The organism is Peribacillus alkalitolerans (assembly GCF_010882125.1).
GTDB classification, from domain to species: domain Bacteria; phylum Bacillota; class Bacilli; order Bacillales; family DSM-1321; genus Bacillus_BN; species Bacillus_BN alkalitolerans.
In genome coordinates this window covers 21,678-36,742 of sequence record NZ_JAAGVZ010000027.1, presented here as the reverse complement: position 1 = coordinate 36,742, position 15,065 = coordinate 21,678, and the positions used below count along the sequence as shown (strand labels likewise).

General features: G+C 36.8%; 15 protein-coding genes and 1 riboswitch. Of the genes, 4 read left to right on the top strand and 11 right to left on the bottom strand.

Annotated features, from left to right (window positions below; translation table 11 throughout):
• Nucleotides 1–408: 408 nt before the first annotated feature.
• The gene (locus G3O09_RS19935) at nucleotides 409–729 is read right to left on the bottom strand and encodes a hypothetical protein (protein WP_163103198.1); all 321 of its coding nucleotides are present in this window, start codon (nucleotides 727–729) and stop codon (nucleotides 409–411) included.
• 240 nt (nucleotides 730–969) lie between these two features.
• Between G3O09_RS19935 and G3O09_RS19930 the strand changes: the two genes are divergently transcribed.
• The gene (locus G3O09_RS19930; protein ID WP_163103197.1) at nucleotides 970–1,824 is read left to right on the top strand and encodes a chemotaxis protein; all 855 of its coding nucleotides are present in this window, start codon (nucleotides 970–972) and stop codon (nucleotides 1,822–1,824) included.
• Between the two features lie 158 nt (nucleotides 1,825–1,982).
• Here G3O09_RS19930 and G3O09_RS19925 read toward each other — a convergent pair whose 3' ends face one another.
• The 5 genes from G3O09_RS19925 to G3O09_RS19905 form a co-directional block, all read right to left on the bottom strand.
• The gene (locus tag G3O09_RS19925; protein WP_205439691.1) at nucleotides 1,983–2,519 is read right to left on the bottom strand and encodes a DinB family protein; all 537 of its coding nucleotides are present in this window, start codon (nucleotides 2,517–2,519) and stop codon (nucleotides 1,983–1,985) included.
• Nucleotides 2,520–2,908: 389 nt separating this feature from the next.
• Entirely contained in the window at nucleotides 2,909–3,358 is a 450-nt protein-coding gene (locus G3O09_RS19920) for a GNAT family N-acetyltransferase (protein WP_163103196.1), read from the bottom strand.
• A 153-nt stretch (nucleotides 3,359–3,511) separates the two neighbouring features.
• Nucleotides 3,512–4,054 (bottom strand): dihydrofolate reductase family protein, encoded by a 543-nt coding sequence (locus G3O09_RS19915; protein WP_163103195.1) that lies wholly within the window; start codon nucleotides 4,052–4,054, stop codon nucleotides 3,512–3,514.
• 198 nt (nucleotides 4,055–4,252) lie between these two features.
• Nucleotides 4,253–5,251 (bottom strand): S41 family peptidase, encoded by a 999-nt coding sequence (locus G3O09_RS19910; protein ID WP_163103194.1) that lies wholly within the window; start codon nucleotides 5,249–5,251, stop codon nucleotides 4,253–4,255.
• Nucleotides 5,252–5,850: 599 nt separating this feature from the next.
• Complete coding sequence (locus G3O09_RS19905) at nucleotides 5,851–7,269, bottom strand: amino acid permease (protein ID WP_163103193.1); 1,419 nt, start codon at nucleotides 7,267–7,269, stop codon at nucleotides 5,851–5,853.
• Nucleotides 7,270–7,480: 211 nt separating this feature from the next.
• Nucleotides 7,481–7,660, bottom strand: a riboswitch (Lysine riboswitch).
• A 142-nt stretch (nucleotides 7,661–7,802) separates the two neighbouring features.
• On the opposite strand from G3O09_RS19905, the gene G3O09_RS19900 reads away from it, so the two are divergent.
• The 3 genes from G3O09_RS19900 to G3O09_RS19890 all read left to right on the top strand — a co-directional run bounded on the left by G3O09_RS19900 (nucleotide 7,803) and on the right by G3O09_RS19890 (nucleotide 9,540).
• Nucleotides 7,803–8,096, top strand: coding sequence for a DUF6509 family protein (locus tag G3O09_RS19900; RefSeq protein WP_163103192.1), 294 nt, complete (start codon nucleotides 7,803–7,805; stop codon nucleotides 8,094–8,096).
• Between the two features lie 118 nt (nucleotides 8,097–8,214).
• Nucleotides 8,215–8,868: an SIMPL domain-containing protein gene (locus tag G3O09_RS19895; protein WP_163103191.1), complete on the top strand. Its 654-nt coding sequence runs from the start codon at nucleotides 8,215–8,217 to the stop codon at nucleotides 8,866–8,868.
• Nucleotides 8,869–8,901: 33 nt separating this feature from the next.
• Nucleotides 8,902–9,540, top strand: coding sequence for a pyridoxamine 5'-phosphate oxidase family protein (locus G3O09_RS19890; RefSeq protein WP_163103190.1), 639 nt, complete (start codon nucleotides 8,902–8,904; stop codon nucleotides 9,538–9,540).
• Nucleotides 9,541–9,952: 412 nt separating this feature from the next.
• Here G3O09_RS19890 and G3O09_RS19885 read toward each other — a convergent pair whose 3' ends face one another.
• The 5 genes from G3O09_RS19885 to G3O09_RS19865 form a co-directional block, all read right to left on the bottom strand.
• Nucleotides 9,953–10,741 (bottom strand): 2-keto-4-pentenoate hydratase, encoded by a 789-nt coding sequence (locus G3O09_RS19885; protein WP_163103189.1) that lies wholly within the window; start codon nucleotides 10,739–10,741, stop codon nucleotides 9,953–9,955.
• Between the two features lie 2 nt (nucleotides 10,742–10,743).
• On the bottom strand, nucleotides 10,744–11,772 hold the full coding sequence (dmpG, locus tag G3O09_RS19880; protein ID WP_163103188.1) for a 4-hydroxy-2-oxovalerate aldolase: 1,029 nt from the start codon (nucleotides 11,770–11,772) through the stop codon (nucleotides 10,744–10,746).
• 18 nt (nucleotides 11,773–11,790) lie between these two features.
• The gene (locus tag G3O09_RS19875; protein ID WP_163103187.1) at nucleotides 11,791–12,681 is read right to left on the bottom strand and encodes an acetaldehyde dehydrogenase (acetylating); all 891 of its coding nucleotides are present in this window, start codon (nucleotides 12,679–12,681) and stop codon (nucleotides 11,791–11,793) included.
• A 13-nt stretch (nucleotides 12,682–12,694) separates the two neighbouring features.
• Nucleotides 12,695–13,474, bottom strand: coding sequence for a 2-keto-4-pentenoate hydratase (locus G3O09_RS19870; protein ID WP_163103186.1), 780 nt, complete (start codon nucleotides 13,472–13,474; stop codon nucleotides 12,695–12,697).
• A gap of 128 nt (nucleotides 13,475–13,602) precedes the next feature.
• Complete coding sequence (locus tag G3O09_RS19865; RefSeq protein WP_163103185.1) at nucleotides 13,603–15,063, bottom strand: aldehyde dehydrogenase; 1,461 nt, start codon at nucleotides 15,061–15,063, stop codon at nucleotides 13,603–13,605.
• Between the last annotated feature and the right edge of the window lie 2 nt (nucleotides 15,064–15,065).

The window sequence follows — 15,065 nt, the reverse complement described above, 5'->3', positions numbered from 1 at the left end:
AAAAACGACTAAACCATCGTGCTCCGATTGAGTATCGAATCACGATGGCTGCATAGTCTTTTTTAGAGCTGTCTACTTGACGGGGTTAAGTCCAAAATTGGGCTTTTTCGTTACTATTCAGATAGGTAAGGGTTTGACGTTATCGCTCCCTTTTCCGCCTGTTAGCACCGTACATGCGACTTTCATCGCATACGGTGCCCCAACTAATCCAATTCGATTTAATCATCAACTCTTGAGTGACGACCTTGGTACTTTATACTTCACTCGTTCAAAGAGTGATTCTGGACCATATGATACATGGAAACGGTACGTTTTAAACCGAACTGCCATGCAATCATCTTCTTCACGATGTTATTAGAACTATTATTATTTTGATCCTTTAAGAACAATATAATAGAATATCATCTTTTAACAGAAATGTTTTATTAGAGAAAAATAATAAACTTGATTTACAGTTACTGCTGTTACTTCTGTACTAACAGCCTCACCGCTTTCACGTCTTAGAAAAAGAGGATACACTTTTTGGAATGTATTATATTCTAATTTTCTTTGTACAGAAATCTTGCTAGAGGGAGAATGATCAATGGCTTTGTTAATAAATATAGTTTTTCCATCTGTAGTAGATGAAAACCATACAGGAGATTTTTTGGTTTTTGGAACCGTAGGTAATTCAACTATCTTACCCTCTAATCTACTGATAATAATATTCCATGCTTGTATCGGTGTCATAATGGCCTCTTCTTTTAAACTTATTTTAATGGAATAATTTAAGGTCTATAATGAAAATAGTTCGACATATACAGGCAATTTCCTCCAGATTATTGGTGTTTGCCTTTTATTGTGACACAAAAAATAGAATATTTGTAAGAATCTGCGCTTACCTGGGAAATGGATTTCTTAATGATATAAAAGATGATAAAACATAAAAGCACAAACCATTTGTTAAGATGGTATTAACTAGGAGGAAAAATGGAAAAAAAAATAGCCGTAGCTATTGTCCATGGAATGGGCAATCAAACAGAGGAATTTGCTAAAGATGGAATAAAGTTAATTAAAAGGGAGTTTGATCGGAAATTAGAAGGGATAATTGCAAATCCCTCTTCTTACTTAATTATCCAACCTATATTCTGGGCAGAAATTTTTGCTGAAAAGGAAGAACAACTATTTCGTAAATTACATTCAAATAATAATTTAAACTTCCATAATCTAAGAAAATTTGTTATTCATTATCTAGGAGACGCAGTCGCATACCAGCCAGTAGAAACTGATCAGCATAATTATGGACGAGTACATAAAAAGATTGCTGATGGACTACAATCTCTATCCATGAAAGCAGGCGAGCATGCCCCGCTTTGTGTTATTTCTCATAGTTTAGGTTCTGTGGTTGCAAGTAATTATTTTTATGATTTACAATATAAAGGTCAAGTTGGAGGTTCTTTATCAAGGGATCATTCACCTATAGAACTTGGAAAAACCTTAACTCTATTCTACACTTTAGGCACAACACTCCCGCTGTGGAGTTTACGTTATCATAATTTTGATCGACCTATAGATATTCCTTCTCAAAACTTAAGTGAATACTATCCAGGTCTAAATGGTGAATGGATTAATTTTTTTGATAAGGACGATATTTTGGGGTATCCGCTTAGGGAAGTTGATAAAAACTATAAAAACGCAGTGAATAAAGATATAGAAGTTAATGTAGGCGGTATATTAACAAATTGGAATCCATTGGCTCACTCTGCTTATTTAACAGATGAAAAGGTAATTGAAACAATAGTAAAAGGACTAGTTCGTACTTGGAGGCAAATAAACAATTTATAGTAAATTTATTCCTAAAGACTATTTATTAATACTGTCCCTTCGCACATTAAGAAAAGCTGCCTTAATGACAGGTCTGATCTTCAGTTCTTGCCCCCTATAATGGAATAACGAGCGCAATCCAATACTTTAGAATTGCGCCCTATAACAGAATATACAAATTATTCTCGCTCCTTTGGCCAAGAGCCTTGTTGTTTGCGAATTAATACAATTTGCCCTATATGGTATACATTGTGCAAAATTTGACGAGCCAAACTTCCAACAAGTTCCTCTTCAAGCTGACTGTCATTAACTTGTGCCAGTGATTTACGCAATTTTTCACAAATTTGGCGTGTTTCTGCCAAGACTGCCTTCCATTTTTCAGAATCTGCTGGGTCACCGATATCTCCAAATGTATTCTCTGCCAAGACTGTCTTCCATTTAGAATTTGTTGGTTCCCCGATATCTCCAAATGTAGCCTTGTTATTAGATGCCTTTTTTCTTGGAGTAGTATCAGTGATTTGTCTAACAAGTAGGGCGTTGTAATAATTTAGATGGTTCACAGTTTGCCAAATTGTATTCCCTCCTCCAGGGGGTTGCCAGCTTGCATCCGTGGAATTTAAACCCTCAAGAGCAGATTCTAAAGGTAAAAACCAGGTCTCAGTATCCCAAATAAAGTCATATTCCATGCGGAAAATATCCATCAGTTCTAGGTTCATTTGCTTTCACCCCTCACCTCAAGTTATTAATATCCAAATATTAGGAATAGCTAAACCAATATCAAAGTGGCCGGTCGGTTTCTCAAAACAGATAACCAATCCCTCACTCCTTTAATTTATTTTTTTGATTTGTTTAATAATAAAACAACTCCCCTGACAATCCCAGTCAATGAAGATGTTATGCTACAATCTTGCCCTTTTGTGTATTAAATATAGGAAGCTCTTTTTCCAGAATCCTGCCCCTTCACTAGAATAAGAAAGCGATTCTCAGATGGCATTATTTGTTTAAAAGAAGAAATTATACAATTCCGGAGTCATTTGTTAACTGTCTAATTCTTTCTGGTTTTATTATTGTCCGCTTTATGGGCGATAGTTAATTTCCATGCGGTTCAATGGTTCATAGTCTCCCAATAAAGCAATTCATCGTCAGCACCAGTTCTTGTCATACCTACTTTTTCTAATACTTTAATGGAGGCAATATTATCTTTTAAGCACTCTGCTACCACTTTAACCACTTTCCCTGTTGAAAAAGCATGATGAATCAATCCATTAACAGCTTCCGTTGCATAACCATTTCGCTGTGAAGTAGGTGCAATCCCATATCCGATTTCAACTTTCCCTTGATGATCAGGCTTTCCTTTAAACCCAATGTCTCCAATTACTTGATTCGTATCTTTAAGTAAGACTAACCACACACCCCAACCTAAAGTTGTAGGATTCAATGTTAATTCTTTTAGGTGCATATCTATATGTGGTCCGAGTTTATATTGATTGTTGACGTTTGCTGTATTCTCTTGGGTACAAGCGATGATATTTAAACGTTTAGTACTAAAATTCAAGTAAATCCCCCTTATTGATGTTAACTTCCATTTAATATGGCATTAATCTGGATAAATCCCCTAGTGTTCTACCGTTTTCTGATTGATATCGATACTGTTATTTTTCCTTCTAAATAACGATTATTTGATCTTCATAGTCGTTTCCAAGCCCATCTAATAAATAATATTGTATGTAGGTTTTATCACTCCACTATCGAATTGTTTCAAGTCTACCAGTTCCAATTTAATTGGAATTGAAAGATTACTAAACAGGGGTAAACCTATTCCCACCATTATTGGATTGATTTTTAACACCAATTGATCAATGAGTTTATGTTCGATTAAAGTACCGGCTAATTTCCCACCACCTGATAGCCATAGATTTGAAGATTCCCTTTGTTTGAGTTTCTTAATGAAATCCACTGCATTGCCCTTTACTAGTTCCACATCCTCATTGGATTCAAAATCAAGACTATTTGAGAAAATATAATGCTTTAACCCTTTATACACACTAGTTTCTCCGGGTTTAAGTCCAAATTGAAAACCATACTCATACGTTTTTCCACCCATCAATACTGCATCATATTGACTTATTTCAGACAAGAAGTCTTTAACATGATCACCTTCATATAAAAAGATAGAAGCATCCGCTTTTCCATCTTTATCTGCAATGAAGTTATCTAAAGTAATGGCTACGTTATAAGTTAATCTTGACATAATAAAAGTCCCCCTTAACTAGAACTGCTCTATTGTGCATGTGCATAGATTGTTTTTCGTTAACATAATCCAACCAAGATCGTGCCATACCTTCATGTTATAGGGCATATCCTAAACGAATCATGTTTGATACAAATGCATAATTGTTCCTAAACACATTACTAATGAATTCTAAATAACTAGACGATTTTTTAATTTTTAGTTTTTTAACTCTATTAATTTTTCATCTATTTCTTTTAATAAAAATCTGAATTCATTTTGATGGTTATATTTATTTTTCACATACTCTAATGCTTCTTTATACACATAATTAAAAGCTTCTTCTTTATCTATCATTACATGTGGTTTTACACCTGTTCCCTCCCAATTAGTATTGGTTAAAGGGTTAATCGCTCTTCCAGTTGGAATGAAAACTCTAAAGTTCTTAGTTATTTGTTGAATGTGGCCTGGGTTTGCTCCTCCACCTGTTACCTCACCAACCACAGTTGCACGTTTTAAGTTTAGTAGGTTATAAGTAAACTCTTCTGCAGCGGAAAATGTATAGTTGCTAGTTAGTACATAGACAGGTTTATTGATATAGCGCTTACCAGGAACATAAGGTAATGTCCATGATTGAGTATTACGATCATCTGGTCGGGAATAGAAATTGTTTAAGTGAGTAGGTTCATTAAATAAATAACTAGTGAGGAGGGCAACCATCCCCGGACTTCCGCCACCATTTTTACGTAAATCAAATATAAGAGCTTCGGTATTTGAGATGAAATTCATCGTACTAATAGCTGTTTCTCCACCCACCGCAGGGTCTTCAAAATTTCGAAGGTCAATATACCCTATATTTCCTGCTAACCTTTCAATCTTAAAGAATCCATAGTTGTTTGCTTTCCCTTTACGATAGTACTCATCCATTAGCTCCTTTTCACTTATCTCTTTTTTAATAGATTTTTCCTCAAGATGAAATGTAACTCTTAAGTGGCGATCATTTGAAATAGTTTGTAAGTCATGTGTGAGTTCTTTGGAGAAACTTTCAGCATCGATAAAGGAATCATATTCACCATTTTTCCATTTCGTTTCTAACTTTGATGACATTTCTAATGCTTTATCAGGAAAGATGTACTCATTTTGTAAGCGAAACACCAATTCCTTTATCACGTCTTCACGTACAGCCAAATTAATTGGAAGAACATCAGTTTTTATCATTTTCCCACCCCGAATTCTCAAATTCAAATTCATTGTATTCTTTATAACGTAATAAATTCAATATCTTCTGAAAATTAATAAATTCCATTGTATCATTGAAAGAGCATTTTTTATTATTATATTTAGCTCAAACCAGTTCATCATAAAACTTCTGTTTATACACTTTCCCATGATATTGTTACCATCAAAACTAGATTGATTTTCAGCCCCCCCATTGATCTATAAGCTTATGTTTGATTAAAGAACTCGTTAGTTTCCTTTCACCCTACAGCCAATGATTTAAAGACATTTTTTGTTTAAGCCCTTTTATAAATTCCACAGCATTGCTTCTGACTAATTCCACTTCTGAATTGGTTTCAAACTCTAAACCATTGGAGAAAATATAATGACTTATTCCTTTATATGCACTTGGTACACCTGGTTTAAGTCCAAATTGAAATCCATACTCATACATTTTATTTCATTTACACTAATACCTTAAATATCTCAGCCTTCATAATCATTTCTAAACATCAAAAAACCTGCAGCTGAAATTATGCAGGTTTTTTGATTATTTTTTTCATTTATTTATTTATTTATTTATTTATTTATTTATTTATTTATTTATTTACAGATTCTAATCTATTACCATTCTTAGGTAAATATTTAATAAATATAATTCCACTGAATATTAACGCCATCCCGAATGTAAATGTCTTAATATCTGCTGTACCAGCGATTATTACCCAAACTGAATATATTGTCGCTAAGAATCCGATAATTCCATCTGTTATTCTTGATCTATCCCAATTTCCATAAGTATCGCCTGATACCACAAGTTTTAATTGGAAAAGTGTTGAGATCAAATACGGGAATAAGTAGGATAAAGTTGCAATGTAGATTACGAAATCAAATGCTGCAGAGATTGAATTAGAAATTGTTGAGAAAATGAATAATTGACCTAAAGCATTTGTAATAACTAATGATAAAACTGGAATACCTTTTTTATTTTCTCTAGCGAATGCAGGAATGAACATCCCTTGTCTTGCTGCAGCCACAGGAATTTCTGCACTTAACATAACCCAACCAAGTGTTGATCCAAATAAACTGATTAGACCAACTGCAGCAAGTAATTTACCACCAACCGGTCCTAAAACCATTTCTATTGCATCAATCAATGGTTTTTCTGATTGTTGCAATGTTGATTGATCCATCATTCCCATTACTAACGTACTGATTCCGATATATAAAGTTAATGCTACTAATAATCCGAGAACCGTAGCTCTTTTAACATCACTCTGTTTTTTTGCTCTTGATGCGAATACAACTGCTGATTCTACCCCAACAAATGCCCAAAGAGTAGCTACTGCTGAAGCATTAATTTGTCCTAATAAACCTACAGTGTTACCAGCTTCGTCCATTCTTTCATCGACAAAAGGCATAAGATTCGAAGCTTCAAAAGCCATTAAACCAATAATAATAAATAACATGAAGCCTATTACTTTAGCAGCTGTGGCCATAAAATTAATCTTACCTGCATTCTCAAGTCCACGTAATATAATGAAATGAGTTCCCCATAAAAGAATTGTACATACGGCAAAAGTTAATGCATTACCTAGCTTTAAAGTGAAGCCCATTAAAGTAAACAACTCTACCCCACTTGTCATGACAGGGAAAAATGTTGAAAGATAACCTGCAAAAGTAGTGATAATTGCAATGTTTCCAGCCAGATTTCCTATCCAATATCCCCAAGTAGTCATGAAGCCGGATAGTCTTGAGGCAAAAGAATCTGGTCTGAATAATTCCTTTGCATATATTTGAGGACCACCTGTTAATTCTGGTTTACGTTGTCCTAGATTTCCGAATACTAATGCTGTTAAAAGGACTCCCAGTCCTGTGAAACACCATGCTAGAATTGATCCTGCTGGACTTGCTACCTCCGATAATGTACGCGGTAGCATAAAAATGCCTGACCCCACCATATTTCCGACAACTAGTGACGTCAATACCCAAAAACCGATTTTGTTTGAATGACTCATGTTGTTAACCCCTTCCTGTTCATGCTGCTAAATATTAAGAGGCAGAAGCTAAAAGAAAACTTTGAATCTTTACTCCCCGATTGCCAATACTACCTACTATAACTCCGTACTTGTGAAATGGACGGATGAAAACTTCTCGAAAAAGACTTTCTTAAACAAAACAAAAAACACACCCTTAGTATGGTGTGTTTATACATGAATTACACCAGACTTAACGGATAGCTCATCATGGGATCACCCATGACAGTCCTGCACCTATTCGGATACAGTCCCAGCTTACTGTAGTCAGAAACCCACAGCGCTTCGGCGGAACATCCTTTCAATTAAGTTCATTGAGATTTTCTGTCTCTTCCTTAATTTACTTTTATGGTCCGCGACCTCTACCTCATCTAAAGCTGATGAGGATTATTATATTGAAAAAATATACTATACAAGAATAATAGTCTTGATATTATTTGTCAATAATATATTGAAGTAATCATTGTTTTTCTGTACTATTTTACTTACATAGTAATTTCAGAAGGGATGTAAATATGCTTACCGTAACCTCACATACAGTTGAATTAATTAATGATGATTTTGGTATTTTATCTGGTGACCGTTTTGAGTTTTACCTTGATTTGGAGGTTCCTGATGACGATGAACTTTATTCTGAAAAAGGAGTTCAAGTCAAAATCATTTACCTAGTTGAAGAGAATGATCAAAAAATTATTAAATATGATTTATTCGAAAAAGAGACTGGTTCCTATTTGGATTTTGAATTAGAAGATGAAGAGCTTGCAGTCCTTGAAGCTTATTGCAAAGAGCACTTGCCTGAAGATGAATAATGAATAAAAGCAAAGAAGGATTATCCCTTCTTTGCTTTTTTTGTTCAATAAATGATACCTTCTATTAAATTTTGAACGAACATATATTGTCATGAAAGTTATTGTTAGGAGTGATATTATGTATCGACAAACTGTTCCTCCCCCCGCTCCCACTAGTTCTGCAAAGATAACAGTTGAAGGCACAGGCACCGTTAAGGTACAACCAGATCGTGTAAACATCACAATAGGAGTTGTGACGGATGGTACCAATGTAACGGAAATTCAAGCCAAAAACGCAGCTACAATGAATCAAGTTCTTACATCCATAAAACAATTAGGGATACCCGATTCTGCTATCCAAACCACACAATACCAAATTGATGCACAATATGACTATTCTAAAACTCCACCTGCCTTTATCGGTTACAAAGTAACGAATGCTGTAAACGTAACGATTAATGAGATTGGTAAAACAGGAATAATCATCGATTCTGCTGTCAAAAATGGCGCCAACTTTATCGGCTCAATCACATTTACAGTCTCATCTCCATCCGCCTATTATCAATCCGCACTTACTTTGGCCGTACAAGACGCAAGACAAAAAGCCGTTACCCTTGCCCGGGCATCTGGGTATAATAAGGAGCCTATCATCGTTGACATCAGTGAAGTATTTGAACAAGGTCCTAGACCATACATGGTTGCATCTGCCAAGTATGATATAACTACCCCAATCCAGCCAGGAGAATTAAGTATTAATGCAAAAATCATTGTCAAATTCAAACTACCCTTGTAGACTTAAAGGGAATATTTACCGATTATTAAGGATGTGAACCATATTCTACAGAACCTATCCTATGTAACAAATATAGAGGCACTAGAACAAATAGCTGGAACTCCAAGTAAGCTTGTTGAAAACAAAGTGATTTCTTCTTTGGATCATCATTGTTTAGATTTTATTTCAAAAACACCTTTTATCGTCCTATCAACCTCCAATGCATCAGGGGCTTGTGACTCTTCCCCCCGCGGCGATGAACCCGGTTTTATTCATGTGATTGATGAACAGCATTTCTTAATACCGGAGCGGCCAGGGAATCGAAGAATGGACTCGTTGAAAAACCTAATAGAAAATGATCGGATTGGTATCCTCTTCATCATCCCTGGATTAAAAGAGACATTACGAATCAATGGTTCAGCCATGATAACCAATGATCCAAAACTATTAAAAGAATGTGAACATGTTGGAAAAGAACCAAAACTAGGAATCCTTGTAAAAGTCGAAGAATGTTACATGCATTGTGGCAAGGCCTTAATTCGATCTCAATTATGGGAACCTGATACTTGGCTGGAAAAGGAGAACTTGCCTAAGGCACATGTCATTTTGGCCGATCACGCCAAAACATTGAACATGACTAAAGATGAAGTAGCATGCTCGTTAGAGGAAACTTATACGAAACGATTGTATTAGGGGTGTATAACACCCCTTTTACTAATGCCAGTTGATTTGATGAACCTTTACCTTTGGCCATTTTTAAAGGAAAAACCCTTAGTCAAGGAAATGTTTGGCTAAGGGTTTTTGTATATAAGAATTAGCTAACTTAATACTGTACTATCTTATCCCGCCATATCTTTAAGAAAAGGTCAAATTTCTTGCTGCTTGAATCTAATTCGGTATTGATATCGACTGTTTTACGATTTGTCATTTTTTGGGGGGTGTTTAATTGGCAGACTTCATAGCTTGTTCCTAACACCATTAGAGGTCTGATTTATGAATGTGGTATAGCTAGACCTCTTCCTCAAAAAGCGTTTCTCAAAGATGTTTGATGCCTGGGTAAGCTTTCAACCGTAAAGAGTAAAGGTATCTTTGTTTAAAACAAGTTCTATTTGCAAGAAAAAGACACACTTCCCAATTGATCGAATTGAACAAGAATCGAATCACTTGGTTCGAAGTTAATCGCTTCAGAAATGCCTCCACTTAGAATAATATCACCTTTTTTAATTCCCTTTCCGATTTCTCCCAACTTGTTTACTGCCCAAGCAACAGAAGTTGCGGGATGTCCTAACACCGCAGCACTCGCTCCTACCTGTGCCACATGCCCGTTTTTTGTCATTACCAAACCGAGGTGTGCCAAATCTAATGTACTTGGTGATATCCACTTACTACCAATAACCAACTTTGAAGAGGAACAATTATCTGCAATCACATCGGCCAATGTAAATTTGAAGTTTAAATAACGACTATCAATTATTTCAATTGCAGGTGCAACATATTTGGTTACGCGTAATACTTCTTCTGCTGTAATGTTCGTTCCTTGTAAATCCTCTTTAATAAAAAAAGCAATTTCAGGCTCAGCTTTAGGATGAATGAACTGATTATATTCCAATGGCTCCCACTCGAAGGCAAGCATGTCATCCGTTAGGTATCCATAGATTGATTCATGAACCCCCATCATCTGCTGTTTAGCCTTACTCGTCAAGCCGAGCTTTAACCCAATACGACGTGCACCATCTTTTTCTCTTCTTTGAATTAGTTTTTCTTGAATGGAGTAGGCTTCATCAAAGGTTAAATCCGGGAATTGATCCGTCACCTTTACAACTTCACGTCGCTCCTTTTCTGCAGAATATAAATATTCAACAATATCCATATCTCTTTCTTTAGGTAAAGTCATTCTTACACCCCCATATTACGGGCTTTGGCCAATTCTGATGCTACATCTAGAATCATATCTTCTTGACCTCCTACCACCCTTCTTTTTCCAAGATCTATTAATATATCTCTAGGATCTAATCCAAAACGTCTTCCTGCTCGTTCAGCATGGAGGAGGAAACTAGAATAGACACCTGAATAACCTAATACAAGACTACCTTTATTGATTTCTTGTGAGCGTGGTAGTAATGGTCCGACAATGTTCTCGGCAAGATCCATCATTTTGTATATATCAATTCCTAGATTGACTCCCATTTTGTCTAATACAGTTAGTAATACCTCTGTTTGAGCGTTTCCTGCTCCAGCTCCTAAGCAGCGAACACTACCGTCAATTCTTGTAGCTCCTTCTTCAATCGCCACAAGTGTATTTGCCACGGCAAGTGATAAATTATTATGAGCATGAAAACCAACTTCAATATTTAAGGAGTTCCTTAATGCTGAAATTTTCTCACGCACCTCATTAGGTAATAAGGCTCCAGCTGAATCAGTTACATAGACAGCTTGGGCCCCATAGCTTTCCATCAGCTTTGCCTGTTCAACTAGTTTTTCAGTTGGCACCATATGGGCCATCATAAGGAAGCCTAATGTTTCCATTCCTAGCTCACGAGCTAAGCTAATATGTTGAGCAGAAACATCCGCTTCCGTCACATGTGTAGCCACTCTGACCAATTCAGCTCCTATTTGAAAGGCCTGTTTTAATTCATGAACAGTACCGATTCCAGGTATAAGGAGAACAGCGATTTTCGACTGCTTACATTCATCAACTGCCACTTCTATGAGCTTCATTTCATTGACTAATGACTTACCATATTGAAGAGTAGAACCACCTAAACCATCACCATGGCTGACTTCTATGTAATGCATTCCAGCGTTGTCTAAAGCTCTAACAACCTGACGCACTTGAGCTTCCGTATATTGATGGGCAAGGACATGACTTCCATCACGCAAACAAACTTCTGTTAGTTTAATAGGCAAACTACTGTTTCGGTACAACTGATTCACCTAGCCTTTCTATCTAAACTGGTTGACGTTTTTCCTTCTGTTCAAATGATGAGCAAAATTTTCAGCTACCCGTACAGCTGCAGCGGTCATGATGTCTAAATTACCCGCATAAACAGGAAAATAATCTCCGGCACCCTCTACTTCTAAGAAGACGGTTACTTGATTATCTTCAAATATAGGGTCTCGTTTTAATCGATAACCTGGTACATATTGTTTTACCGTTTCAACCATGTCATAAATAGACTTGAGGATCACTTCTTTATCTAAATTTTTCACTTCACAATAAATGGTATCGCGCATTAGAATGGCTGGTTCAGCTGGGTTGAGGATAATAATGGCCTTTCCTTGTTCCGCACCGCCTACTTCTTCAATTCCACGTTTAGTCGTGATCGTAAATTCATCAATATTCGCTCTCGTTCCTGGACCGGCACTTTTACTAGAAATGGTTGCGACAATCTCTGCATAGGTTACATCAGCCACTCTGTTAACCGCATGTACAATAGGGATCGTTGCCTGTCCTCCACATGTAATTAAGTTCACATTTCGTATATCCATATTGGAATCTAATTGAATGGCAGGACATACAAATGGACCAATTGCAGCCGGTGTTAAATCAATGACAAGCTTTCCTAACCCTTCGAGAATCTCAGCATGTTTAACATGCGTTTTAGCTGAGGTCGCATCAAATACAATCTCTGCTAAATCAGGATGAGCAATTAAATCTTTTATACCGTTTGAAAAAACGAGATACCCTTTCTCTTTTGCACGTTTTAATCCATCTGAATCTGGATCAATGCCAATCATAGCTGTTAACTCTAAACAATCGCTTCTTTCTAACTTATACATAAGATCCGTTCCAATATTTCCTGAGCCTAATATGGCAGCCTTAATTTTACTCAATTTATCCACTCCCTTACACAAATGTCACCGAAACAGATCCTAGTGAACCGAAATGAGCGGAAAAATGATCTCCCTCTTTCAACGAAACGGCAGCGGAAAGAGCACCAGGAAGGATGAGCTCTCCCGCTTTCAACGTGATGTCAAATTCATGCAATTTATTTGCTAACCACGCAATTGCTTGTGCAGGATGACCTAAGGCTGCCGCTCCAGATCCAGTAGAGACCATTTCGCTATTGTTATATAAAACCATTCCTACACTACGCAAATCTAATCCATCAATTTTACTCTTATTAGTTCCAACGACCACTTTCGCCGATGACCCATTGTCTGCTACGGTATCGATTAAACTAATTTTCCAATCTTCGATTCTGCTATCAATTATTTCTAGAGTTGGAACGATGTACTCTGTTGCCATTAAAACATCTAAAAAGGTAACATTTGGACCCTTCAAATCTTCCCCAAGGATAAAGCCAATTTCTGCTTCGATTTTTGGGCTAAGCATCTCGCTAACCTTAACTGTCCCACCATCTGGAACTTGCATATCATCAAGCAAATGGCCGTAATCAGGTTCATCAACCCCAAGCATGTGTTGCATCGCTAGACTAGTTAAGCCCACTTTTTTCCCGATAATGGTACGTCCTTCACTTAGTTTTTTCTTTACAACTTCAAGTTGAATGAGGTAAGCATCTGTGACATTTAGTTCAGTATATTGCTGTGTAAGTTGTGCAATAGCGTGTTTGTTTCGCTCTGCAACTAATAGTTCATTAGCGATGTCCCTTACTAGTAAACTCATGCACATACTCCTTTCTATAATTTTAATAATTAGCCATAAAGAGTGACTAAGTACTCTTTATTCCTTTAGGCGGCTTTCCTTTAAATGTTGTTTTTCAAAAATATTAATAGATAGAAAAGAATCTAGTTTTATAGTTTCAATGTAATCGTTTTGGCTTCCGAAAAGAATTCAAAGCTGTGACGGCCGCCCTCACGACCAATTCCACTTGCTTTTGAACCTCCAAACGGTGTCCGTAAATCTCTGTAATACCAGCAGTTTATCCATAATAAACCAGCATTTACTTTTGAAGCCACTCGGTGTGCGCGACGAAGGTCATTTGTCCATACGACGCCTGCAAGTCCGTAAACGGAATCATTGGCAATTCGGATGGCATCTTCTTCTGTTTTAAAAGGAATCACCACTAAAACAGGACCAAATATTTCTTCTTGAGCTACCCTCATCTTGTTATCAACATCGTATAAAACGGTAGGTTCATAGAAGTTTCCTTCACCTAGACCCGCTACTTTTTTTCCACCAACAGCAAGCCTAGCCCCTTCAGAAAGACCAATTTGCACATATTGGTCCACTGAGTCTAGATGACTTTTTGAAACCAATGCCCCCATATCCGTATCTTCATTTAATGGATCTCCGACTTTTATCTTTTTTACTGCTGAGACAAATTTATCGAGAAAGAGATCATAGATGTTCTCTTGGACTAGTAATCTTGAACCCGCAAGACAAATTTCCCCTTGATTTCGGTAAATCGCTTCAATGGATCCTGATACAGCCTCGTCTAAATCAGCATCCTCAAAGACAATGTTTGCGGACTTACCACCTAACTCAAGTGACACAGGGATTAATTGCGAAGCAGCGTTCTGCATAACAGTCTTACCTGTTGCACTTTCTCCTACAAATGAGATTCGTCTTACATGTGGATGAGTGGACATCGTTGTACCAACTGTCCCACCAGGACCAGTAATAATATTTAAGACACCAGGAGGAAGTCCCGCTTCGTTAGCAATCTCACCTAGCATTAGCGCACTAAGTGGGGTATAGGAGGCTGGTTTTACTACAACTGTATTTCCAGCTGCCATCGCTGCTGATGCCTTCCACGTCATTTGCATAAATGGTAGGTTCCATGGAATTATTAAGCTGGTAACTCCTACTGGAGCATATTTAGAATAAGACATAAATTTATGGTGATCATAATGTTCATGATTAATATAGTTTGCCATTTCTGCAAAGAATCGTAGGTTAGAAGCTGCCCTCGGGATATCAAACCCCCGACTTTCTTTAATTGGTTTTCCAACATCTAATGTTTCAATTAGTGCAAGGTCATTGACTCGCTCCATCACAAGATCGGACATACGACAAAGAATCATTGACCTATCTGCAACAGGCATGTCACTCCAAACACCGCTATCAAATGTTTCTTTTGCCACATTAATTGCATGCTTAGTGTCTTGTTCATTTGCTTTTGCTACACTCGCAAGCTTTTGATTCGTTGCAGGATCAATCGTATCGAATGACTCTCCCGAATTGGAATCAATATATTCACCATTTATAAAAAGCTTTGCATCCTTTATGACTTTGTGTTGGATCTGTCTCAAAT

Coding starts and splice junctions, on each gene's coding strand:
- G3O09_RS19935 (WP_163103198.1), bottom strand. CDS start 729: ATGACACCGATACAAGCATGGAATATTATTATCAGTAGATTAGAGGGT.
- G3O09_RS19930 (WP_163103197.1), top strand. CDS start 970: ATGGAAAAAAAAATAGCCGTAGCTATTGTCCATGGAATGGGCAATCAA.
- G3O09_RS19925 (WP_205439691.1), bottom strand. CDS start 2,519: ATGAACCTAGAACTGATGGATATTTTCCGCATGGAATATGACTTTATT.
- G3O09_RS19915 (WP_163103195.1), bottom strand. CDS start 4,054: ATGTCAAGATTAACTTATAACGTAGCCATTACTTTAGATAACTTCATT.
- G3O09_RS19910 (WP_163103194.1), bottom strand. CDS start 5,251: ATGATAAAAACTGATGTTCTTCCAATTAATTTGGCTGTACGTGAAGAC.
- G3O09_RS19905 (WP_163103193.1), bottom strand. CDS start 7,269: ATGAGTCATTCAAACAAAATCGGTTTTTGGGTATTGACGTCACTAGTT.
- G3O09_RS19900 (WP_163103192.1), top strand. CDS start 7,803: ATGCTTACCGTAACCTCACATACAGTTGAATTAATTAATGATGATTTT.
- G3O09_RS19895 (WP_163103191.1), top strand. CDS start 8,215: ATGTATCGACAAACTGTTCCTCCCCCCGCTCCCACTAGTTCTGCAAAG.
- G3O09_RS19885 (WP_163103189.1), bottom strand. CDS start 10,741: ATGACTTTACCTAAAGAAAGAGATATGGATATTGTTGAATATTTATAT.
- G3O09_RS19870 (WP_163103186.1), bottom strand. CDS start 13,474: ATGAGTTTACTAGTAAGGGACATCGCTAATGAACTATTAGTTGCAGAG.